The 21,867-nt window shown below is 29.5% G+C and carries 21 protein-coding genes; all 21 read right to left on the reverse strand.

Annotation, left to right across the window (positions count from 1 at the left end; genetic code table 11):
• Positions 1 to 194 precede the first annotated feature (194 nt).
• Positions 195 to 1,421, reverse strand: coding sequence for a murein hydrolase activator EnvC family protein (locus ACULEV_RS16670; RefSeq protein WP_445456175.1), 1,227 nt, complete (start codon positions 1,419 to 1,421; stop codon positions 195 to 197).
• Positions 1,422 to 1,449: 28 nt separating this feature from the next.
• Positions 1,450 to 2,217, reverse strand: coding sequence for a DUF4292 domain-containing protein (locus ACULEV_RS16675; RefSeq protein ID WP_445456176.1), 768 nt, complete (start codon positions 2,215 to 2,217; stop codon positions 1,450 to 1,452).
• Positions 2,217 to 3,569: a tetratricopeptide repeat protein gene (locus ACULEV_RS16680; protein WP_445456177.1), complete on the reverse strand. Its 1,353-nt coding sequence runs from the start codon at positions 3,567 to 3,569 to the stop codon at positions 2,217 to 2,219. The genes ACULEV_RS16675 and ACULEV_RS16680 overlap by 1 nt, the downstream gene beginning before the upstream one ends.
• Before the next feature lie 9 nt (positions 3,570 to 3,578).
• Positions 3,579 to 4,589: a sugar phosphate nucleotidyltransferase gene (locus tag ACULEV_RS16685; protein ID WP_445456178.1), complete on the reverse strand. Its 1,011-nt coding sequence runs from the start codon at positions 4,587 to 4,589 to the stop codon at positions 3,579 to 3,581.
• Between the two features lie 41 nt (positions 4,590 to 4,630).
• Entirely contained in the window at positions 4,631 to 4,945 is a 315-nt protein-coding gene (locus ACULEV_RS16690) for a GIY-YIG nuclease family protein (RefSeq protein WP_445456179.1), read from the reverse strand.
• Between the two features lie 89 nt (positions 4,946 to 5,034).
• Positions 5,035 to 5,469, reverse strand: a complete 435-nt coding sequence (dut, locus tag ACULEV_RS16695; protein ID WP_445456180.1) for a dUTP diphosphatase — start codon at positions 5,467 to 5,469, stop codon at positions 5,035 to 5,037.
• Positions 5,469 to 6,923, reverse strand: coding sequence for a lipopolysaccharide biosynthesis protein (locus ACULEV_RS16700; RefSeq protein WP_445456181.1), 1,455 nt, complete (start codon positions 6,921 to 6,923; stop codon positions 5,469 to 5,471). The genes dut and ACULEV_RS16700 overlap by 1 nt, the downstream gene beginning before the upstream one ends.
• A 45-nt stretch (positions 6,924 to 6,968) precedes the next feature.
• Complete coding sequence (locus ACULEV_RS16705) at positions 6,969 to 7,490, reverse strand: hypothetical protein (RefSeq protein WP_445456182.1); 522 nt, start codon at positions 7,488 to 7,490, stop codon at positions 6,969 to 6,971.
• Between the two features lie 69 nt (positions 7,491 to 7,559).
• Positions 7,560 to 9,905, reverse strand: a complete 2,346-nt coding sequence (locus ACULEV_RS16710) for a S9 family peptidase (RefSeq protein WP_445456183.1) — start codon at positions 9,903 to 9,905, stop codon at positions 7,560 to 7,562.
• 88 nt (positions 9,906 to 9,993) lie between these two features.
• On the reverse strand, positions 9,994 to 11,067 hold the full coding sequence (locus tag ACULEV_RS16715; protein ID WP_445456184.1) for a porin: 1,074 nt from the start codon (positions 11,065 to 11,067) through the stop codon (positions 9,994 to 9,996).
• Positions 11,060 to 12,472 (reverse strand): AAA family ATPase, encoded by a 1,413-nt coding sequence (locus tag ACULEV_RS16720; protein ID WP_445456185.1) that lies wholly within the window; start codon positions 12,470 to 12,472, stop codon positions 11,060 to 11,062. Before ACULEV_RS16720 ends, ACULEV_RS16715 begins: the two co-directional genes overlap by 8 nt.
• 4 nt (positions 12,473 to 12,476) lie before the next feature.
• A complete protein-coding gene (locus ACULEV_RS16725; protein WP_445456186.1) occupies positions 12,477 to 13,307 on the reverse strand; it encodes an ATP-binding cassette domain-containing protein in 831 nt (276 codons plus the stop codon).
• A gap of 4 nt (positions 13,308 to 13,311) precedes the next feature.
• Positions 13,312 to 14,082: an ABC transporter permease gene (locus ACULEV_RS16730; RefSeq protein WP_445456187.1), complete on the reverse strand. Its 771-nt coding sequence runs from the start codon at positions 14,080 to 14,082 to the stop codon at positions 13,312 to 13,314.
• A 51-nt stretch (positions 14,083 to 14,133) separates the two neighbouring features.
• A complete protein-coding gene (locus tag ACULEV_RS16735) occupies positions 14,134 to 15,948 on the reverse strand; it encodes an OmpA family protein (RefSeq protein WP_445456188.1) in 1,815 nt (604 codons plus the stop codon).
• Positions 15,949 to 15,977: 29 nt separating this feature from the next.
• Positions 15,978 to 17,099 (reverse strand): hypothetical protein, encoded by a 1,122-nt coding sequence (locus tag ACULEV_RS16740; protein WP_445456189.1) that lies wholly within the window; start codon positions 17,097 to 17,099, stop codon positions 15,978 to 15,980.
• A gap of 6 nt (positions 17,100 to 17,105) precedes the next feature.
• On the reverse strand, positions 17,106 to 17,792 hold the full coding sequence (locus tag ACULEV_RS16745; RefSeq protein WP_445456190.1) for a hypothetical protein: 687 nt from the start codon (positions 17,790 to 17,792) through the stop codon (positions 17,106 to 17,108).
• Between the two features lie 164 nt (positions 17,793 to 17,956).
• Positions 17,957 to 18,814 carry an ATP synthase F1 subunit gamma gene (gene atpG / locus ACULEV_RS16750; protein ID WP_445456191.1) on the reverse strand — a complete coding sequence of 286 codons (858 nt, stop codon included), beginning with the start codon at positions 18,812 to 18,814 and terminating at the stop codon, positions 17,957 to 17,959.
• A gap of 89 nt (positions 18,815 to 18,903) precedes the next feature.
• Positions 18,904 to 20,478: a F0F1 ATP synthase subunit alpha gene (atpA, locus tag ACULEV_RS16755; protein WP_445456192.1), complete on the reverse strand. Its 1,575-nt coding sequence runs from the start codon at positions 20,476 to 20,478 to the stop codon at positions 18,904 to 18,906.
• Positions 20,479 to 20,522: 44 nt separating this feature from the next.
• Entirely contained in the window at positions 20,523 to 21,056 is a 534-nt protein-coding gene (atpH, locus tag ACULEV_RS16760) for an ATP synthase F1 subunit delta (RefSeq protein WP_445456193.1), read from the reverse strand.
• 2 nt (positions 21,057 to 21,058) lie between these two features.
• Positions 21,059 to 21,559 carry a F0F1 ATP synthase subunit B gene (locus ACULEV_RS16765; RefSeq protein ID WP_445456194.1) on the reverse strand — a complete coding sequence of 167 codons (501 nt, stop codon included), beginning with the start codon at positions 21,557 to 21,559 and terminating at the stop codon, positions 21,059 to 21,061.
• 86 nt (positions 21,560 to 21,645) lie between these two features.
• Positions 21,646 to 21,834 (reverse strand): ATP synthase F0 subunit C, encoded by a 189-nt coding sequence (gene atpE / locus ACULEV_RS16770; protein WP_111566383.1) that lies wholly within the window; start codon positions 21,832 to 21,834, stop codon positions 21,646 to 21,648.
• Positions 21,835 to 21,867: the final 33 nt, after the last annotated feature.

The following is a 21,867-nucleotide window of genomic DNA, read 5'->3' on the forward strand; positions in this document are numbered from 1 at the left end:
TTTTTGCCGTTTTTGTTAAAATTTTATCTTACAAATACCTTTTTAAAATGAAAAAAGCCGAAGTCTACACTTCGGCTTTTCAAATTTTTTCTCGAGTAGAAAAAATTACTGCTATTAACCACTACAAATATACAGCTACTCTTTGTTAAATTGGTTACAACTTTTTTGCCGTTTTTGTTAAAGTTTAATGATTTTTACTTGTTTGACAACCATTGCTCAGGGTTTAATGTGTTTGCGTTTTGGTAAACCATAAATTTTAATATGGTTTTTCCAGAATCATCTGACATTATTTTACCTAAATTCTGTTTGATAGTAATTTTATCTCCTACTGAAACAGTAACTGTCTCTAAATTTAAATAAACTGTAATAAAATCCCCATGCCTAATAAAAACAGCTTTTTTGTCTCCATTAATTTTTTGCACTTGTAATACTTCACCATCAAAAATAGCTCTAGCATTACTTCCTGAAAGAGCAGCTATTTCAATTCCGCTATTTAAATGCGTTACATTTTTATGAATAGGATCTTGATAATTTCCATATTTTAATTGTATATACCCTTTTTCTACTGGCCAAGGTAATTTTCCTTTATTTGATTTAAAATTATCTGACACTATTTTACCTTCTGGTGTTAAATCAAATTTTGAGGAAGAACCAGATGATTTAACTCCTGTTTTCTTTTCATTTTTCTTATTGGCTGCTGCAATAGCATCTGCAATTAACTTTTTAATTTTTCTATCTATTTCTTTTCGCTCTCTTTCTTTTTTATCAATTTCTGAGCTATATTTCTTTTTGTTTTTTTGTAATTCTTTAGCTAATTTTTCTTGCTCCACTTTCTGACTTTCAAGTTCTTTCTTTTCTGCAAGATTTTGTGCTAGTGCTTTTTCTTTATTTTTTTTACTTGCTTCCTGTTTTTTCTTAGCATCAGCTAATTTTTCTTGTTTTTCAACAATTTCATCTCCTTGCATTTTCCTAAAACTAGCATATTGTTTCATATACTGAATTCGCTTATAAGCTTGCAAAAAATTTTGAGAAGATAAAACAAACATAATTCTACTTTGATCGTTTCTGCTTTTATATGATTTTACAATCATCTTAGCATAATCCTCTTTAAGAATTTTTAATTCTCTATTAAGTTTATTAATTTCTAGTTGTTTTAGATAAATATCATCATCTAACAAACGCATTTGCTTAGCAGTAGTGCTAATTAATTGTTCGCTTAAACGAATCCTTGCATTTTGTTCTGCAATTTGACTTAAAACCGATTTTTCTTTTTTGTTTTCAACTTTTAATAAGGCTTTGAAAGCAGCAATCTCTTTATTAATTTCTTCTTTACGATTTTCTAATTTTTGTTGCTCCGTTAATTGAGCAAATGCACCAATAGATGTAAAGAAAAAGAATAATAAAATAATTAATCGATTCATTTTAATTTGTTTTTGTTTGTATGTATAATTAATCTATTTTAACCATTTCATATCCATTTGGAACTGAAAAAGAGAAGTTCAAATCTTCATTAAAAGTAATACTTTTGTAGAATAGCGCAATATTAATCTCTTCTTTTTGAATTGCTTTTATCTGAATTTCATTTGGTATAAAAATATCTCTTTGTTTTTGATGAGAAGGATAATTAATTTCCAGTTTTCTATTCTCATTAGCTTGACTTAAATTTTCTTTTTTTAATAGAAAATTAGAGGCTTCAAAGTAGAATTCTTTTTGTATATCTTTTTTCCCTTTTTCAAATAATTTATAAAGATTATTTTCTATTATAGTTTCATATTTCTGCTTAGTAAGATCATCAATAGGATTTCCTAATAATAAATTTTGTGCTTTATAAAAATCTAAATCGGTTCCTAGCCAATTACTTAATACACTAAAGCCTCCTTCAAAGTAAGTGTTGTTTATTTTTTCGTAATAAGTCACTTTTTCTGGAGTTATCAGTACTTTGGCTAAAGGAAAACCTAACATTTTTACATTAATCCAAATGATTTCATCTTTTTTAATTCTTATATCTGCATTTACAGAATGAGATTGACTATCATCACTATACTTTGCATTAGCTCTGATGGCAATCGTATTAAAATCTTTATTATTTTTATAGTGACCTTGGATTATCTTTATACTTGATAATTCTTTATTTGCAACACCTTCTTCTGTAATTGTTTTTTTACTTTTGCAAGAAAAAATAAACACAATTAGTAACAAGGAAAACAGCTTTCTCATTATTTTCTTTTTTTGTCTAATTCTTTTATTTTTAACAAATAAAATTCTTCTTTCTTTTTATCTCCTAAATTTTTAAATACTTCAACTAATTGTATATAGAATTGCATTTCCAAATCGACATCTTCTACTAAGAACTCTAATCCAGTATCTAAATATCCTTTTGCTTTTTTATAATTTGACAATTTATTATTTGATAAACCTGCATAATAATATAGGTTAGCCTGTGTAGGAAATAAATCGATATAATCTTCTGTTAGTTTTGCTAAACTTTCAAAATTTTGAATATTTTCATAGCTTTTTATCAAGAGAACAACTGTGTTAAAATCTTCAGGGTCTTTTTTTAATCCTTTTTCCAAATAAACAATTGCTTTGTCATAAAGTTGTTTATTGAAATAAAATTTACCAATTTCTAATGGCGAATTAATAGTTGTATCAGAAGAAACGTAATCAACAGCTTGCATTAATTCAGGTTCAAATGTGTTTGTTTTTACTACAAATAATAGAAATTCATTAAGCATTCGTTGCTTAATTTTCATATCTACTTTATCATTTCTTAAAACGGTGAGTAATGCATCAGAAGCTTCTTTCCCTTTATTGTCTAAAAGATAAAACTTAAATATACTAACTAACGCCCAATCTGAATTTGGAATTTCTTTTGCTAATTTTTTTGCCACTTCAAAGGCTTTCTCTTCTTGATTACTATTAGAATACAACATCATTAATTCGATGTAATTCTGTTCTTCTTTCGGATTTTTTTCAATTGCTTTTTCTAGGTCGTTTTTCTCTGGTTTAGCATACTCATTTGATTCTTGGATCTTTAATTTATAAAATTCCATGGTTTTACTTAAAACCATTTCTTTTTCCATTTCCATTAATAATTCTAAAGCTTTTTCTCTTTGATTAGTATACATATACAAAGAAATTAAGTCTTCTTTCATATTTGGATCAAACTCAATTAACTTTATAACCACAGGTATCGACTTTTGATAATCTTTAGATTGGTAATACACATCATATAATCCATTCCAATACCAACGTTCTTTAGGGTTTAAATCTACAGCTTTTTGAAAGGCTTGCTCTGCTTGTGGATATTGCTTTAAATCTAAATAATTTTTACCTAGTTCATGATAAAAAACAGGATTTGTAGTATCACTGTTGATGCATTTTTCAATAGCTACTATTGCTTTGTCATAATTTTCAATGGCTCTTTGTTTCAACCCTTCGTAAAAATTATTTTCCGTTTTATCTTCTGCTAAAGCTATATCTTCAGGGTTTTCTTGAGCAAATACTATTTGTTGACTACTTAAAGTAATCAATAAAATAAAAAAGAATTGTTTTTTTAATTTACTCATAAAATTTATTTATTCTAAAACGGAATAATCTCCTATGCTTATACTTTTAAAATTACCATCAAAACTAGCATGATTTCCTATCATAGCATTGTCTAATTTGGCATTCTTAATATGGGCGTGCGTTTGTACTAAGCTGTTTTTTATCTCTGAATCAATTACATGACATCCTTTCCCTAAAGAAACATTTGGTCCAACTGTAGCATTAATTAAAACAACATCTTCACCAATGTAACAAGGAGGAATAATAGTTGAGTTCTCTTTTTTTACATCATAATCTATTAAATGTTCTCCATCATTGTGTAAAAAACCCAACATTCTAGTATTTGTTTCAACAGTAACATCTTTGTTTCCGCAATCCATCCATTCATCTACTTTTCCTGGTACAAATTTCATGCCCTTTTCCATCATTTGCTTAATTCCGTCATTGATTTGGTATTCTCCTCCATGAATAATGTTATTATCTAACACTGATTGCAATTCATTTTTTAAAATAGCTACATCTTTAAAATAGTATATACCTATAACGGCTAAGTCAGAAACAAATTCTTTTGGTTTTTCTACCAATTCTACAATTTCACCATTAGCATTCAGATTTACTACACCAAAAGCTTCTGGTTTGTCTACTTGTTTTACCCAAATAACACTATCCGCAGTTGTATCTAAATCGAAATCGGCACGAATTAATGTATCTGCATAAGCAATAACTGCAGAACCACTTAAAGAATCTTTAGCACACATAATAGCATGACCAGTACCAAGTGCTTCATTTTGATAATAAATAGTTCCTTTTGCACCTAACTTCTGAGCAATTTCTATTAAATCATTTTCAACTTGTTTGCCAAAACTTTCATGAATAATAAAAGCTACTTCTTCAATCGGCTGGTTTAAAACACCCGCGATATCTTCTACTAATCTATGAACTATTGGCTTACCTGCAACTGGAATTAATGGTTTTGGAACGGTTAATGTATGTGGACGAAGACGTGAACCACGTCCTGCCATAGGAACTATTATTTTCATTTTTTCATGCCCGAAAAAGCGGGTATCTTTTTAGTTAAACTTTATTCTCTTATTTTATTGAAATTGAAATTCCAATTTTTACTAATATCCATCCATGATGGATTCATATCTTCAATTAATTTAATTTTCCAATCTCTTTTCCATTTTTTAAATTGCTTTTCTCTTTGAGTGGCTTCAAAATCATCATTCCATTCTTCAAAATAAACTAGTTTATCACAATTATACTTAGCTGTAAAAGAATTTGGATGAATTTTCAATTTATGCTCTTTAACTCGTTCATGTAAATTATCGGTAACACCAATATAAATAACCCCTTGTGGTTTGTTAGTCATTATATAAATATACCATAATTTCATATTCTTATTCCTGCAAAGGCAAGAATCCTATTTATCACTATTCAAAAAATGTATTTCAATTCACGAGATTCCTGCCTTCGCAGGAATTTTTACTTCACCCCAGTACTTCCAAATCCTCCTTCACCACGAGAAGTTTCAGATAATACTTCAACTTCCAGCCATTCGGCACGCTCATGTTTGGCAATTATTAATTGAGCTACACGTTCTCCGTTTTCAATGGTGAAATCTTCATTTGATAAGTTGACTAAGATAACTCCTATTTCCCCTCTATAATCAGCATCTACTGTTCCTGGAGAGTTTAAAACTGTAATTCCTTTTTTTGCAGCCAATCCACTACGAGGACGAACTTGTGCTTCATAACCAATAGGAAGTTCTATAAAAAGTCCGGTTTTAACAATCGTTCTTTCTAATGATTTTAAAGTTATTGGTTCCGTTAAATTTGCTCTCAAATCCATTCCTGCTGAAGCAATTGTTTCGTAATTAGGTAAAGAATGCTGTGATTTATTGATGATTTTAATTTGCATTAGTTTCGTTTTATGATTGTAAGAAAGAGTTGTTTTTCATTTCGATATACAAAGTAACTAAAAATTAATAAACTTAGTATACCAAAAATATAAGTGCTTCTAAATATAGGAACATAAAAAGACAAGCCTCCCAGCACTATTGAAAGTCCTAAATACAAGCTAATTCTTTTTTTGTCATAAGGAATAGGATACTTTTTTTGACCCAAAAAATATGAAATCAGCATCATTATACCATAAGCAAAAATAGTTGCAATTGCTGAACCAACATATCCAAGAACTGGAATAAGGAAGAAATTAAGTAGCAAAGTAACTATTGCTCCAACTATGGAAATATAAGCTCCAATTTTAGTTTTATCAATCAATTTATACCATACAGAAAGATTGGTATATATTCCTAAAAAAAAATTGGCAATTACAATTAAAGGAACAATTATCATAGCGTCCCAATAAATAGGATTAGGTACAATAGCCAATTTTAAAATATCTGCAAAAACTATAATTCCTAAACTTATAAAAGAACCAAATATTACAAAATACTTTGTGATTTCAGCATAAGTTTGTGGCGCATTTTCATTTTTGGCATGACTAAAAAAGAAAGGTTCTATTCCTAATGTATAAGCAGTTCTAAAAAGCACCATAAACATTCCTATTTTATAACAAGCTGAATACGCCCCAATATCAGACAAGGAAGTGCCTTTCCATTCTAAAAGAATTTTATCGAAATGTTCATTAATCGCAAAGGCAATTCCTGCTATTAAAATAGGAGAACCATATCTTATCATTTTTTTCCAAAGCGTAACGTCAAATTGCCAGTTCAACTTAAAATAAATAGGAAGTAAAATTAACAATGTAAATAAACTTGCAATAAGGTTAGAAATAAAGATATATCCAATTTGAAAATCAGCGATATATATACTATTCATTAAACTAGAAGAGCTTTCTAATTTTGGTAAAACAACGAGAAAGAAAATATTAAGTAGTAAGTTAATGGCAACACTCATAATTTTTATGAATGCATATTTCATTGGTCTATTTTCTGCTCTTAATTTTGAAAATGGAATGATTACAAAAGCATCTAATGCTAAAATTAAAATAGCATATACTATATAATCTACTTTAAAACCAGTCCAATTGGCTATATTATCTTTTAAAAATAAAGTTATAAATAAAAATAGAGTAGTGGAAGACAACAAAGAAATCATGGCTGTTGAAATAACCGATTTCTTATTTGCCCCATTATTGTAAAACCTAAAAAATGTTGTTTCCATTCCATAGGAAAGTATTACATTAAAAAAAATTAAGTAGGAGAAAATAATTGATACTTCTCCCATTTGACTTTTATTAGGTAAATAATAAACGTATAATGGATTTAATACAAAACTGAGCAATCTGGGTATAACAGTTGCCAAACCATAAATAGCTGTTTGTTTAAATAATTTTTTATATAAACTCAATTGTAATGCTTTCTAAATTAAGGCAAAAGTAATTAATTCTTTTGTTTATTCATCATTGTTTTGTGGCTTCATTGAAGGATAGGCAATCGTAGGTTTTTCTTTAACATCATCAATTATTTTATAAAATGTTTTGCTGTCTTTCATTAAGAAGATTTTTACTTGTCCTTTCTTAAGGTTAGTTGTTTTTTGTTTTGGAGCTTCGTTCCCATATTCTTTTAAAGGATCTTCGTCTAAATTTAAATCGTTCTGCTTAGTTTCAAAGCTAGCAACATAATTTAATTCATCTATTTTCTTAATAGTAGTGGTTTCAATATTTTCAATTTGTATTTTGTAGATATTTATTCCTCTTTCTAATTTTTTCTCTAAAGTAAAATGTAAATTAATCCCACTTCCTCCTCCTTTAATACCAGCCATCCATTTTTGATAATAAATTTCTTTTATTACTAAATCTTCACCTTGCAATTCATTGCTCTCTTTTACTTCTTTTTCAGTAGTAGACACTTCTTTTGTAGAATTACATGAAAAAATTGACATACTAAAAAAGAAAAAAATTAATTTATAAATCATGATGTTTTGTTTTAATTATAAAGGTACAACTATCTACTAACAAAAAGAAAGCCAAAATTTAACATCCGTTTACTTATCCAATAACGTTTCATTAAATAGCTTTAGTATTCTACTATACTCATCTATCCAAGAATATGTTTCTTTAAAGCCATGTTCTTCTACAGGAAAAACAGCCAAATCCCAATTCTTTTTACCTAATTCTATAAAACGTTGTGATAAACGAACCACATCTTGAAATTGCACATTATCATCAACCATACCATGAAGCATTATCAATTTATCTTGTAAATTTTCAGCAAAATAAATAGGTGAACTTCTTCTATAAGCTATTGAATCGGTTTCTGGAAAATTTAAAATATTTGCTGTATATCCTTGATTATAATGTGCCCAATCCGTCACAGAACGTAAAGCTGCTCCTGCTTTAAACTCAGTAGGTTTTGTTAACAAGGCCATCAATGTTATAAAACCACCATAAGAACCACCATAAATACCTACTTTATTGGTATCTATACCTAAATTTTCTACTAAATACTTTTTACCATCTAATTGATCGGATAAATCTAAACCTCCCATGTATCTATAAATTCCTGTGCGAACATTTCTTCCATAGCCATCACTTCCTCTGTAATCGATATCTAAAACTGTATAGCCTAAATCAGACAAAAGGTTATGAAACATATATTCTCTATGGTAAGAACTCCAATAATTATGCGCATTTTGTAAATAACCTGCTCCATGTACAAAAATAACAGCAGCTTTGTTTTTATTCTCTGCTTTTGGTTTATAAAGCCTTGCATTAACATTTGCTCCATCTTCTGCTTTAAAAGTAATTACTTCAGGAACTTTCCATTGGTAAGTATTAAATTCTGGAGTGGTAGAAAAAGTAATCTGTTTTAAAGAAGTATTTGGTTTGTTATCTGCGATATATAATTCCCAAGGCTTGTTTTTATAAGAATAACGAACTGCTATTTTTTTCTCATCTGGAGATAAAACTACTTCATAAGCTCCATCTGCATTTAAAATAGGAGTTAGTTTTTTAGAAGCTATATCTAATTTATGGAATTCTCTATTTCCAGGATGATTGATATTTGTAGTAAGATAAAAAGATTTTCCGTCAAGCGAAAGTGACGCTTCTCTTACTTCCCAATTTCCAGAAGTAAGTTGGGTTTTCTTTTTTGAGTTTAAATTTAAAGTATATAAATGAGAGTAACCAGAAACTTCTGATTGAAAATAGATGGTTTGATTATCATTCAAAAAACCTAAAGTTCCTCTTCCAAAAGAATAATTTGGTATTCCTGGACCACCTATCCAAGCTTCATCGTGTTGATAATCTAATTCTGTGATTTCATTAGAATCTAAATTTAACAGCACTATCCATCTGTCTTTATTATCTTGACTTCGAAGTTCAAAAACTGCTTTAGTTCCAATTTTGTTATAAATAGGATGAGTCATCACAATTAATTTCTCTTCTTTTTCTTTGTCTTTTAAATCATCATATTCATTATAATAAGTAGGAAAATCTTTTATGCCGGTTAAATTGGAAAACGACACATAATACACTGTATCCTTTTCGACATTATAAATTCCCATTTTATGCTTGCTTAAATTCTTTACAGAAACTTTTGAACGAGCCGATTCGTTTTTTGTATACCCATTTTCTGTTATGAAATGTTCAACATTTGTTGAACTAGAAGTTGTATATTTAGATAATCGAAATGTAACAAATTTTCCATCTGGTGAAGGTTGTAATTCTTCTAACGATTCATCACCATAAAAAATAGATTTTGGCAAATCAGAAGTATTGTTTTTGTATTTTTCAGCGAACCAATCATTTTCTGCTTTTGTATCTCTTACAAATTGAAATAACTCCTCTTGTTGTTTTTCTAAATAACTTTGACTTTTCTCATTTTTCTCCGAATTTAAACCTGTTCTAAAATTAGTAATTTGAATAACCGAAAAATCTTTTGTATTTAATTGATAGACATTGCGATTCATTTGAAAAAAAACAATATCTGGATTTGTACCTCTTTCTACTCCGTATATTCGTTCATTTGAAAGATATACTTTTTTTATTTTCTTTGTTTTTCTATCATAAGCATACAAATTACCTCTTTTTGCATAATAAACTATTTCATAATCGTTTTGTGATGGAATATTAATATCAGAAAAGTCAAAATCTCCTTCCGGAAGAACTTCTGGTTCTTTCATTCCTATTTTCCAATAGTAGGTACTATTTCCCATTTCATTTTTAGGATTCCAATCGAAATAAACCGTACTTCCATCAATCGACCAACGTTGATTATCGGGTTGATTACCAATAAAACCATCGCCTTTCATTATTTGTTCTAATTGAAGGTTTTGGGAATTGATTAAAAAGAAGATAAAAAAGAATACAATAGAAAAAATAGCTTTCATGTAGTAAGATTACTTTGAGTTTCAACAAATATAAAAATAAAAAAAGAGCCAAATTTCTTTGACTCTTGTATAATATGATAAAGATTTGTTAAAACTCAAATGCTAATGAAGTAGCAACAAAAAAGTTGGTAGTTGATGTTCCAGTTTCTTTAGTGAAAATAGGTTCTTTAGAATCAAACCATTTAGCTTCTGTTCTTAATTTTAATTTTGAGTTGGGAATAAAATCTACATTAAATGATGCTCCAAAAACTTCAAAAGGAGCTCCAATACCAACGATTACATTTTCCTTGTCTTCAAAATATTCTGCTCTTGCTGCTAAATTCCATTTATTAGAAACCGCATATTGTGTAATTAATGTTAGTGTTTTCCATTCTTGAAAATCGTCTCCAGAAAGATTTCTTTGGTAACCCATGTCAAATCCTGCAATGGTCTTCCATTTATCATTCCATGCATAATCTATGTAAATATCATTGAAATATCTAGTTCTTAAAACATCAACATCAACTGGTTCGTCACCTATAAAAGTACTCCAGTTTAAAGTCATTTTCTCATTTGGTGTATAAACAACTTGAGTTCCAAATGTTGGTAGTGCTTTGTTGTTTGGTTTTTCAATTCGTTGCCAACCATTTGTAGTAATGAAAGCTAAACTCCATTTGTCATTTGGTACATAATTATACTTTACTCCTGTAAAATAAAATGGAGAACTTTCTGCCATTATCGATCGTGTCAAAGTTAAATTAGAAAATGTAGAAGAAGACTCAAAACCTATATAAGAAGGCATAATTCCTGCTTCAACTACATGTTTTTTACTAGTATCTAAATAAACTCCTATATATGCTTCATGAAATAATTTTAAACTTTCGGCTGTATAATTATCATCTACATAAGTACCTGCTTGAACGGCAATATTAGCATATACATTTTCATAGCTTATTGTCGAACGTAACATTCCTATATTAATATTGAATTCATTATGTCTGCTATGGTTATAAATCCAGCCTAATCGTGTTGGAGTTGTTGGTTTATTGAAATCATAACCGTAAAAGGTTTCTAAATATCCTGAAAAATCTACTTTTACTTTACTTTCTTCTTTTACTTCTTCTTGTGAAAAAACGGCTGTTGTTAGTAATAATACAGCTACTTTTAAAAAAATTTTATTCATTATCATTTTTATTTTTAAAAAAAACTTGTTCTACGGTTTCCATCGGTTCTGGAATGTCCTCTTCTGTTAAAGTGCGAAGTACTTTTTTAGTTATTCTTTTAATTTTTACAATTCGATTGGCTTGTTGCTGAATACATTTTTCAAAGATATTTCTGATAACTCTAGCATTACCAAAACTATCATCTCTTTTTTGGTATAATAAGTCGAAAGTATCTTTTAGTTTTTCTTGGGCTTCTTCAGTAATTATAAAATCAGCTTTTTTACAATAGATTTCAAAAATGGCAAACAATTCATCTGGAGAAAAATGATTGAAATGAAAATAACGATTAAATCGTGAACGCAAACCTGGATTTGAGTCTATAAAAACTTGCATTGGCTCATCATAACCTGCCACAACTACTGCAAAGTCTTCTCTGAAGTCTTCCATTCGTTTCAACAATGTATTAATAGCTTCTCCTCCATAATCGTTACCTAAATTTTGGCTTAAAGCATAAGCTTCATCAATAAATAAAACACCTCCTTTTGCGTCTGCTACAATTGCATCTACCTTTGTTGCGGTTTGACCTACATAGCCTGCCACCATTCCTTCTCTGTCGGTTTCAATCATTTGCCCTTTTGTTAGAAATTCCAAATGCTTGAAAATTCGACCTAGCAATCTTGCTACTGTAGTTTTTCCTGTTCCTGGTGGTCCTAAAAATACTGTGTGTAACGTTATTTCTATGTTTTTTAAACCTTGAGTGGTTCTCTTTTGCTGTACTTTTAAAAGATTGACTAATTCGGCTATATCTTTTTTTACATTTTCTAATCCTATTAAACTATTTAGTTCATCTAATACTTTTTCTAAAGAATCGTTTTCAACTTCATGAACAGTATGCATTTTAAAATCGATTCCTAAAACATCATTTGCATTTTGATTTTTTTGGACATCAAAATCACAAACTAAATTTAAAAAGGTATTGAAAGCTTGTTTTGCTTCTTCAAATTTTGGGTGCTTATTCTGTTTTAGATAATTCAACAAATAAGTTTTACTTTTATCTAAATCAAATAAAATATTATCCTGAACAATTTTATTAAAATGACTTTTAAAAGCATTGGTGGCAACCAATTTGTTTAGGTTTTCCAAATCGTTTTCGTTAGCAAAATGCCTATTTCTAATAGCATCATAATAGTAAGCTAAACCAAATTGTGCTTTTTCAGATAAGTTTTTAATCTTACTAAACACAAAGATAAAATCGGAAATAAAGATTTTTTCAGCTTTTAACAACAATTTATTTTCTCCTTTTTGAGGCAACGATTCATTTAATTCAGAAATTGTTTTAGCGTCACTATTTAAAGCATCAGAAATTGCTAAGATAATTGTTGTAGCATTTTTAAGATCTGTGATATATTCTTTTGTAAATGTCATAAAACTACGAAAGCATCATCTGATTGATGATTTGCTTGGTTAAATGTAAATGTTCTTCACCAAATTCTTGCCAAGCTAAGCCTAACTCTCTTAAATCGTATTTTCCTACAATAGAACCATAATTTTGCTTTTCACCATTTACTGTTGGGTAACCAATTACATAAATTACTTGTGCTAATTCTACAGCTAGTTCAATATCGTGTGTGGAGAAAATAATAGTATTATATTCTGAAGTTGAATTTAATAAATCAAATGACTTTTTTACTTCAATAATATTCCCCACATCTAAACCTGAAAAAGGTTCATCCATAACAATAAATTGATCTGAAGAAAAAAGTTGTTCAATAATAGCCGTACGTTGTCTTTGACCGCCAGAAAGTTCGTTTGGATATTTATTTGCAAAATTATCTAAACCCCATTTATGTAAATATTCAATTATTTTTTCTTCTTTTTCGCTATCACTCAATGTCGTTTTTCGCAAAGCAAATTTTAAAGTTTGATGCACTGTTTTATGTCTAAACAAGGTGTATTTTTGATCTACAAAACCTATATCTCCTTCTTTAATTTCTTTAGCAGCTGCTGCTTCTGTACTATTAAAATCCTTGATTAGAATCTTACCCGTTCTTGGCTGAACCAAACCTGTTAAAGCTTTAAAAAAAGTAGATTTTCCTCTACCTGAACGTCCTACAATTGCAATTACTTGTGATGTACTGTTATGATCTTGACGAACAACGTCTTTTTCTACTAAATTTATATCTTTAATAATAATAGTGTCATCATAAGCAACACTAAGATTTTCCACATATAAAAGCGTTTCTTTATATTCGAAATTCATAAATTTATATTTTAGAGTATCTAAACAGTGCTCTTCTTAAAAAGTTAATAAACCAGTCTAAGGATAACCCAATTAATAAAATAATGATTTGTAAGGCAATGATTCTACCATGATTCATGAATTTATCGGAGTTTTTGATTAAAAATCCAAGTCCTCCAGAAGCTACTACAATTGACTCAACAGTTACTAACATCATCCAAGTGATGGCTAAATTTTGACGAATAACATCAATTACATAATCCAATCTTCCCAAGACAATAACTTGCCATAATACTTCAAAACGGTTACATTTTAAGGTTTTTGCATGATCAAATTCTTCTTGAGGAATATCTTTTACAACTGAAATTAATGATGTAGTTAAAAAAGTAGTTAGGAAAATAACCATAATCCAAATTTGCATATTTCTTGCATCATGAATAACCATAGCTACATAAAAAGACAAACCTGTAAAAGGTAAAAAACGAAATTTAGTTACAAATTCGGCAACTGGCTTGATTAGCGGTATTGGCCAACTATAAGCAAACAACAACGCTATTGTTGTAGCTAAAAATATAGATAGAAAACATAATTTCAATGAATTGAAAATATGGACAACCAAACCTTCATTATACAATTCTGAAAATCCTTTAAATACTTGTTGTGGATTTGGAAACAAATGTTTTTCTCCTGAGGTTCCTACAAACCATAGAATCAACAGAAGTACAATCCAAACACTAAGAATTATTGTTTTCTTAGATTTTGAAATAGTCTGAAAAGGGGTGATTAGTTTTATCATCTTATTTATAAAAAAAGAGCTACTAAAAATTTAATAGCTCTTTTTATTTTATTATTTTAATAAAGTAATTACTACTCTTCTATTTTTTGCTTTACCTTCAGCAGTACTATTGTCTGCGGTTGGTTCATTAGATCCTTTTCCATCAATCATTTGGAAACGGTTTAAAGGAATTCCTTTTTTTCTTAAATAATCTACAACAGATTCTGCTCTGTTTTTAGATAATAGTAAGTTTGAATTTGGATTCCCTACATTATCTGTGTGACCTACAATAGTTAATTTTGTGTTTTCAGCCTGAATTAAAAGATTATAAATTTTCTCTAATTCGCTTGACGAGCTATTCGAAATTTGTGCACTTCCTGTATTAAAATTAATTCTCCATTCACCAGAAGCCATTACTTCAGTAGCTTGTTCTGTATAATCTGCTTTTTCAGGAGCTGTTGATTGAATATCATTAATGCTTTTTAAATAAAATAAATTTACTGCATCTTCATAAGCTGAAACTTTACCTACATTTTCATTAAATCCAAAAGGATTTAATTCTGTTAAATAATTAGAAACTTGAGTATAAACTGATTTATATCTATTTACTCCATCTGATAATCCAAAGTATTGCATAGCATCTGCATAATTAAATACCTTTGATCCACCCATATTGTAAGTTAAACCGTTTTTAGTTCCTTGTTGCCCTTTGAACATATCATACCAATATTTAGGAGTTTCCATTTGGTAGGTGTCTGTTACTGCTTCAGATGCTCTAACTCTCCAATCATCGTAATTTTTCATTTGATTCGAAGCTGTTAAAGCTGATTTTAAGATATTTGAAACTATTTCTGGATTTTGTGAAGCCCATTCTTTTAACCCAATTAAAACGGTTGGCATTTGGTTATTGAATTCTTTAGTAGAAACAATATCTACAAAACCTGATAATTTATCAAAAACTGTTTTATCTCCTGGTGTCCATGTTGCACAACCATCAATTTTTCTATTTACTGATTTTCCTGTTAGTTTACCATTAGATACTTCTTTCAAAGAAACAGTCCAACCTGTAGTTTGTGATTTGATTAATTCTTCAGCTGACTTAATATAATCGTCATTTTCAGAAGGATAGATGTTTACTGCGTCTGCATCATAAGTTGTAGGATCTGGATTTACTTTTAAACCATTGGCAAAACAGTAATTTACAGTTGTTACCCAGTCACCATCTCCTAATACAGCTGAAATTACAGAACCTTTCATTGTTTGTGGATCTGATTTCCAACTTGGTGGTCCAATTAATTTATCTTCACCATAGCTCATTCCAACTGCTCCCATAACTTGTAAATGGTATTTATCTTTACCATATTTCTCATCTAATGACTTTTGAACAGAACTGATGTAAAACGGAGCACCATCACCCATAATCATTACTGCAAATGCACTTTTATCTGATGTAGGAAACTTTGCTCCTTGATCAAATTCTTCAATAAATTTCATTTGCATGTTACGTAATTCTGACAACCAGTCTTGACGAATGATTTCAAGATTTACACCATTTTTCTCCATTAACGAACCTTTTGTTGTTTTTGGTCCACCATTTGAAACAATCATTCCAGACTGTGCATTCCATGCATAACCAGCAATTCTTACTTTTGGTTTATTAGCAACTTCGTTAGAAATTTCTTTAGAAGGTAATTCAATTTTATCTGCATTTACAACATTGTTCACATCTGTATCATTTAATTCGATACCATCTAATTTTTTTGAAACTTCAGTTCTAAGTCCAGGAGATAAAAAATAGATAGCACCTAAAATTCCACCGATACCTAAAATAACAATAAGTAATTCTGAAAATGTGGTTAGCTTATTTGTTCTAAGAATCTTTCCCATTTTATATAAATAATTTAGTTTTTAGTTAGTTAAAATATATCTCCAAATCCACCTGCATTTTGCTTGTCTTCTTTAGACATTTTGTAGTTTGGATTCGTGTATTTTGTTGAATCAGGAATGGTATTGTCTCCTGTTTTGATTTTGTCTGCCAAAGAATCCAAACGCGAGTATAATTCGTCATTATCCACAGAATATTGAGAAGTTAATGTATCAATATCTAATAAATTTTCAGATGTTCTAGCAATATCTTGAGCTATAGTAGATGTTACTACTTCTAAGGCATATTCTAATTCCCAATCTTTGGTGAACATCATTGCATTTTTTGCACTTTCTGTAGCTGCTTTTGCATTTTTAGCAAATTCATACTCTTTTCTAAGCATGGTAATTGTAGCATCAAAATCGGCAATTTTAATATCGATTGCTGTTCCTGCAAGAGTTAACTTTCTATCCATTTTACCTAGAACATTTGCTCTTACTCCATATTTTTGAATGAAACTTTTGCTTTGTTCATATTGGTTAGAAATACGTTGTGAGTTACTTAATTTTTTAGCCAATTCACTTTGTAAAGCTACATACTCATCAGTATCTTTTGCAGCAGCACCATTAATTCTTACCATTTCATCCATTGCTGTTTTCAGTTTTTCAGCTTGACGTTGTAAACTTAACAGTTCTTCTTGGTAATTTGCTGCTTCCTTTTCAGATTTAGAAGCTTCCATTTCCATTTCATTTTTAAGTCCTTTTAACTTTGCTTTAGTATTCTTAAAAACTTCCCTATTTTTTACCATTTTCTTTTTCTGCTCTTCCAATTCATTAAATGGATTGCTTTGAATAAGCGCTTTATGTAAGTTTTTTGTAGCAAAACGAAGTGCTTTCATTATAACAGGAAACATCATTACTAAAAAAATCAGGAAAATTGCTGTTGCAGAAAGTGCAATAACTTGTCCTAACATTGTAAATAAAGGTGGAATAATATAAGTCCATGTTAAATAACCTCCAATTCCTAAAAGCCCTAAAGCAATTACCCAAAACAACCCTTTTTCCCCTTTTTTTAGCGTGTTTGCATTTAATGCTATTTCTCCTTTAGATTCATCAAAGTGCTTTAAAATAGGCAATTCTAGTAAAGTACTCTTCTCTTGTTCGTATTTATTCATGTTGATTTATAGATATTGATTGATACCACTTATTACTAAATTAATTGAGTCTACAATTTTTTGTTTTGCAAAATTATTAGCTTCTATTTTTAAATGAAGTTCTTTTAATTCGTTTTCATTTTTACTATCAATGTTAGCTAACAAAGTTTTCTTTTCTTGCAATTCTTGTTGAATTTGGAGAATTTTTGCTTCTAAATCATTAATAGAAACTGTTAAAGATTCCTTTTCTTTCTGAACTAAGCTAGTTAAATCTTGTTTTTTAGCATTTCCAGTAGAATCGTATTTTGTATGAACTTTATTAATTTCTTCAATATAAAACTTTGATTTCTCTAATAAATACTCTTTTGTTAAATCTGGTTTAATTGATTTTCCCATTGTAAAAGCCATTTGATAGCTTTGTGGATTAGTAATTCCAACGGCAACTACAGATTTATACATTTCAAAAAAATCAAAATCACTTAAATTTAAAGATTCAAATCCTTTTTCATAAACTCCCAAAATTTCGTTTACAAATGGATTTGCGAAAGTATCATTTGTAGATTGAGCAATTTTCTCTTCAGGAAATTTATTTGTTTGCGTAGCAGTATGTATCGCTTGATTTGATGGGTTTATCTTTGATGACTCTTCTTTTTTAGTGGAATTTTCTAATTCATTTATGAATAAACTCTTCCAATTAAAACTTTCTTTTGACATTGATTGATTGTTATATTGTTCTTAATTATACGCAAAAACTTTGTTAAAGTTACATTTTTGAAAAAAATTCAATCAAAAAAAATTTTACATATATCAAATATAAAGAAAAAAAGGCTATTTGGAAATCCAAATAGCCTTACAATAAGTCTTTAATTTATTTTTAATTAACTATTTAAAGCTTCAGCTCCTCCAACAATTTCAAGAATTTCTCCAGTAATCGCTGCTTGACGAGCTTTATTATATGTTAATTTCAATTGATTTCTTAATTCAGTTGCGTTATCAGTAGCTTTATGCATTGCTGTCATTCTAGCCCCGTGTTCTGATGCGAATGAATCCCTAACTCCTTTATATAATTGTGTTTTTAAAGATTTTGGAATCAATGTTAATACAATTTCTTCTTTAGAAGGTTCAAAAATATAATCAGAAGGAATAGCTTCTCCTCCAGTTATAGGAGCTAAAGGTAAAAATTGTTCCGTTTTTACAATTTGTGTAGCAGCATTTTTAAAATGATTATAAACTAATTCAATTTTATCATATTCACCAGCTACAAATTTATCCATCAAAACTTCAGCGATAGCGGATACATTTTCGAAAGTTAAACTATCAAAAATAGCACTTTGATTATCGATAACTTTATTAGTTTTCTTTAAAACGTCATTCCCTTTTTTACCAATAGCAAAAACATCTACAGTTTTTCCTTTATAAAACTCAGCTCTACTTTTAACTTCCTTAATTATATTAGAATTAAATGCGCCACACAATCCTCTATTTGACGTTATAGCAACAACAAGAACTTTATTTATTTCTCTTTGTTCAGCAAAAGCTCCTCCTGTATTACCATCGAGAGTAGCACTTAAGTTTTGTAATAATTCCGTTAATTTTTCTGCATAAGGACGCATTGCAGTAATAGCATCTTGCGCTTTTTTAAGCTTTGCAGCAGAAACCATTTTCATTGCCGATGTAATCTGCATCGTAGATGAAACGGAACTAATTCTATTTCTAATTTCCTTTAAGTTTGCCATTTTGTATGAGTAATTTAGTGATTAGTAATTAGTGATTAGTTGCTTTTGTAAAACTAGTTCTATTCACTAATTACTTTTCACCTAATAAATTAATATTTTGCAGAAATTTCTTTAGCCACTTTTGCTAAAACATCGGTAATATTATCATCAAACTTACCTGCTTTTAAAGCATCTAAAATATCTCTATGTTTTGCATTTAAATAAGATAAGAAATCTCTTTCAAATTCTTTTACTTTTTCAACTGGAACCTCTTTTAATAAATTTTTTGAACCAGCGTAAATAATTGCAACCTGATCTTCTACAGTAAATGGATCATTAACTGCTTGTTTTAAAATTTCAACGTTACGTTTTCCCTTTTCAATTACATTTAAAGTAACAGCATCTAAATCTGAACCAAATTTAGCGAAAGCTTCAAGCTCACGATATTGTGCTTGGTCTAATTTTAATGTACCAGCTACTTTCTTCATTGATTTAATTTGAGCATTACCTCCAACACGTGATACAGAAATACCAACATTAATTGCTGGACGTACACCAGAATTAAATAAATCTCCATCAAGGAAAATCTGACCATCTGTAATCGAAATTACATTTGTAGGAATATAAGCAGAAACGTCACCTGCTTGTGTTTCAATAATTGGTAAAGCGGTTAATGAACCTCCACCTTTAACGATTGGTTTTAACGAATCAGGTAAGTCATTCATGTTTTTAGCGATATCATCATCTGCAATCACCTTAGCAGCACGTTCTAATAATCTTGAGTGAAGATAGAAAACGTCTCCAGGATATGCTTCACGTCCTGGTGGTCTTCTTAATAATAAAGATACTTCACGATAAGCAACCGCTTGCTTAGATAAATCATCATAAATGATTAAAGCAGGACGACCTGTATCACGGAAATATTCTCCTATAGATGCACCAGCAAATGGAGCATACACTTGCATTGCAGCAGGATCAGAAGCATTTGCAGCAACAATAACTGTATAAGCCATTGCTCCTTTTTCTTCTAATGTTTTTGCAATTGCAGCAACTGTAGATGCTTTTTGACCTACAGCTACATATATACAATATACTGGTTTTCCAGCATCGTAAAATTCTTTTTGATTTAAGATAGTATCGATACAAACTGTTGTTTTACCAGTTTGACGGTCACCAATAACTAACTCACGTTGACCTCTACCTACTGGAATCATTGCATCGATTGCTTTAATACCTGTTTGTAATGGTTCTGTTACTGGTTGACGAAAGATAACTCCAGGAGCTTTTCTTTCTAATGGCATTTCATATAATTCACCACCTATTGCACCTTTACCATCGATTGGATTACCTAATGTATCTACAACACGACCTACGATTTCTTCACCTACTTTAAGAGAAGCAATACGTTGTGTTCTTTTTACATTTGAACCTTCTCTAATTCCTGTAGAAGGACCTAATAATACCACACCAACATTATCTTCTTCTAAGTTCAAAACGATAGCTTCTAATCCGTTATCGAATTGAACTAATTCACCGTATTGAGCATTTGACAATCCGTAAACACGTGCAATACCATCACCAACTTGAAGTACTGTTCCAACTTCTTCTAATGAAGTACCAGATTGAAAACCTGATAATTGCTTTTTTAATATTGCTGATATCTCAGCAGGTTTAATTTCAGCCATTTTAATTTATAATTTTAACACTTAAAGAAGTGCGATCACTATTATTAATTACTAAACTCTCTTTTTAATTGTTGCAAACTATTTGCAACAGAAGCATTGTACTGTTTGTCACCTATTCGTAAGATAAAACCACCAATTATTGCTGGATCTACATTATTTCTAAGTGTTATTTTTTTATTTGAAAAAGTAGCAATCTTAGCTAATACTTTTGCTTCTAAATCAGTTGTTATAGGAAAAGCTGTTGTAACAATAGCTGTTTCTACATTATTTAATTCGTCGAACAATGAATTATATTGAGAAGCAATTGCAGATAAAATTTCAAATCTACTATTTTCTTGTAGTAAACGAAATAATCCTTTTGTTTCATCTTGTGCAGAAGCAAAAACTTCTGATATCGCAGCAAATTTAGCAGGTCCTTTTACAACAGGACTTTGTAAAAAATCTTTTAATTCTTTACTTTCATTTACAGTATTAACAATATGCAACATATCGTCATTTACATTTACTGTAGTGTTATTTGCTTTAGCAATATCAAGAATAGCTTTAGCATATCGAATAGCTGCTCTACTTGTTGCCATACTTAATTTAATTTAGCATCATCTAACATTTTCTCAACTAATTTAGTTTGAGCATCATTGTTAGCTAATTCTCCTTTTAATATTTTTTCTGCAATTTCTAAAGATAAAGAAGAAACTTGAGATTTAATTTCAGCCATAGCTGCATTTTTCTCTCCTTCAATAGTTGCTTTTGCTTGAGCAATCATTCTTTCTCCTTGTGCTTGTGCTTCTCCTTTAGCTTCTGCAATCATTTTTTCTTTGATTTCACGTGCTTCTTTAATCATAGTATCTCTTTCTGCACGAGCTTCTGCTAATAATTTTTCGTTATCAGCTTTTAGGTTTTGCATATCTTTTTTAGCATTCTCAGCTGCTAATAAAGCATTATTAATTCCTTCTTCACGCTCATTAATAGCATTCATAATAGGCTTCCATGCAAATTTAACTAATAAAAAAATCAATATTAGTAAAATAAGTGCTTGCCAAAAAAATAAACCAAATGAAAAATCGTTAATTAACTTATCCATTTTTTGAAAATATATGTTTAAAAATAATTCTTTTTTAAAACATTACCTGTGACCAACCGTCACAGGTAATGTTTTTTTGTTCTTTATTATTTTCCTAAGATTAAAGCAGCAAATGCTAAACCTTCTAATAAAGCTGCGATAATAATCATCGCAGTTTGAATTTTACCAGCAGCTTCTGGCTGACGAGCGATAGCATCCATTGCAGACCCACCGATTTTACCTAAACCTAAACCTGCACCGATTACTACTAAACCAGCTCCAATTAAATTGTACATAAAAATTGATTTATATAATTATTAAACAAAAAA

The organism is Flavobacterium sp. HNIBRBA15423 (assembly GCF_052655965.1).

Bases quoted from the DNA above. Each gene is read 5' to 3' on its own strand.
- ACULEV_RS16670 (WP_445456175.1), bottom strand. From the start codon at position 1,421: ATGAATCGATTAATTATTTTATTATTCTTTTTCTTTACATCTATTGGT.
- ACULEV_RS16675 (WP_445456176.1), bottom strand. From the start codon at position 2,217: ATGAGAAAGCTGTTTTCCTTGTTACTAATTGTGTTTATTTTTTCTTGC.
- ACULEV_RS16680 (WP_445456177.1), bottom strand. From the start codon at position 3,569: ATGAGTAAATTAAAAAAACAATTCTTTTTTATTTTATTGATTACTTTA.
- ACULEV_RS16685 (WP_445456178.1), bottom strand. From the start codon at position 4,589: ATGAAAATAATAGTTCCTATGGCAGGACGTGGTTCACGTCTTCGTCCA.
- ACULEV_RS16690 (WP_445456179.1), bottom strand. From the start codon at position 4,945: ATGAAATTATGGTATATTTATATAATGACTAACAAACCACAAGGGGTT.
- dut (WP_445456180.1), bottom strand. From the start codon at position 5,469: ATGCAAATTAAAATCATCAATAAATCACAGCATTCTTTACCTAATTAC.
- ACULEV_RS16705 (WP_445456182.1), bottom strand. From the start codon at position 7,490: ATGATTTATAAATTAATTTTTTTCTTTTTTAGTATGTCAATTTTTTCA.
- ACULEV_RS16710 (WP_445456183.1), bottom strand. From the start codon at position 9,905: ATGAAAGCTATTTTTTCTATTGTATTCTTTTTTATCTTCTTTTTAATC.
- ACULEV_RS16715 (WP_445456184.1), bottom strand. From the start codon at position 11,067: ATGAATAAAATTTTTTTAAAAGTAGCTGTATTATTACTAACAACAGCC.
- ACULEV_RS16720 (WP_445456185.1), bottom strand. From the start codon at position 12,472: ATGACATTTACAAAAGAATATATCACAGATCTTAAAAATGCTACAACA.
- ACULEV_RS16725 (WP_445456186.1), bottom strand. From the start codon at position 13,307: ATGAATTTCGAATATAAAGAAACGCTTTTATATGTGGAAAATCTTAGT.
- ACULEV_RS16730 (WP_445456187.1), bottom strand. From the start codon at position 14,082: ATGATAAAACTAATCACCCCTTTTCAGACTATTTCAAAATCTAAGAAA.
- ACULEV_RS16735 (WP_445456188.1), bottom strand. From the start codon at position 15,948: ATGGGAAAGATTCTTAGAACAAATAAGCTAACCACATTTTCAGAATTA.
- ACULEV_RS16740 (WP_445456189.1), bottom strand. From the start codon at position 17,099: ATGAATAAATACGAACAAGAGAAGAGTACTTTACTAGAATTGCCTATT.
- ACULEV_RS16745 (WP_445456190.1), bottom strand. From the start codon at position 17,792: ATGTCAAAAGAAAGTTTTAATTGGAAGAGTTTATTCATAAATGAATTA.
- atpG (WP_445456191.1), bottom strand. From the start codon at position 18,814: ATGGCAAACTTAAAGGAAATTAGAAATAGAATTAGTTCCGTTTCATCT.
- atpA (WP_445456192.1), bottom strand. From the start codon at position 20,478: ATGGCTGAAATTAAACCTGCTGAGATATCAGCAATATTAAAAAAGCAA.
- atpH (WP_445456193.1), bottom strand. From the start codon at position 21,056: ATGGCAACAAGTAGAGCAGCTATTCGATATGCTAAAGCTATTCTTGAT.
- ACULEV_RS16765 (WP_445456194.1), bottom strand. From the start codon at position 21,559: ATGGATAAGTTAATTAACGATTTTTCATTTGGTTTATTTTTTTGGCAA.
- atpE (WP_111566383.1), bottom strand. From the start codon at position 21,834: ATGTACAATTTAATTGGAGCTGGTTTAGTAGTAATCGGTGCAGGTTTA.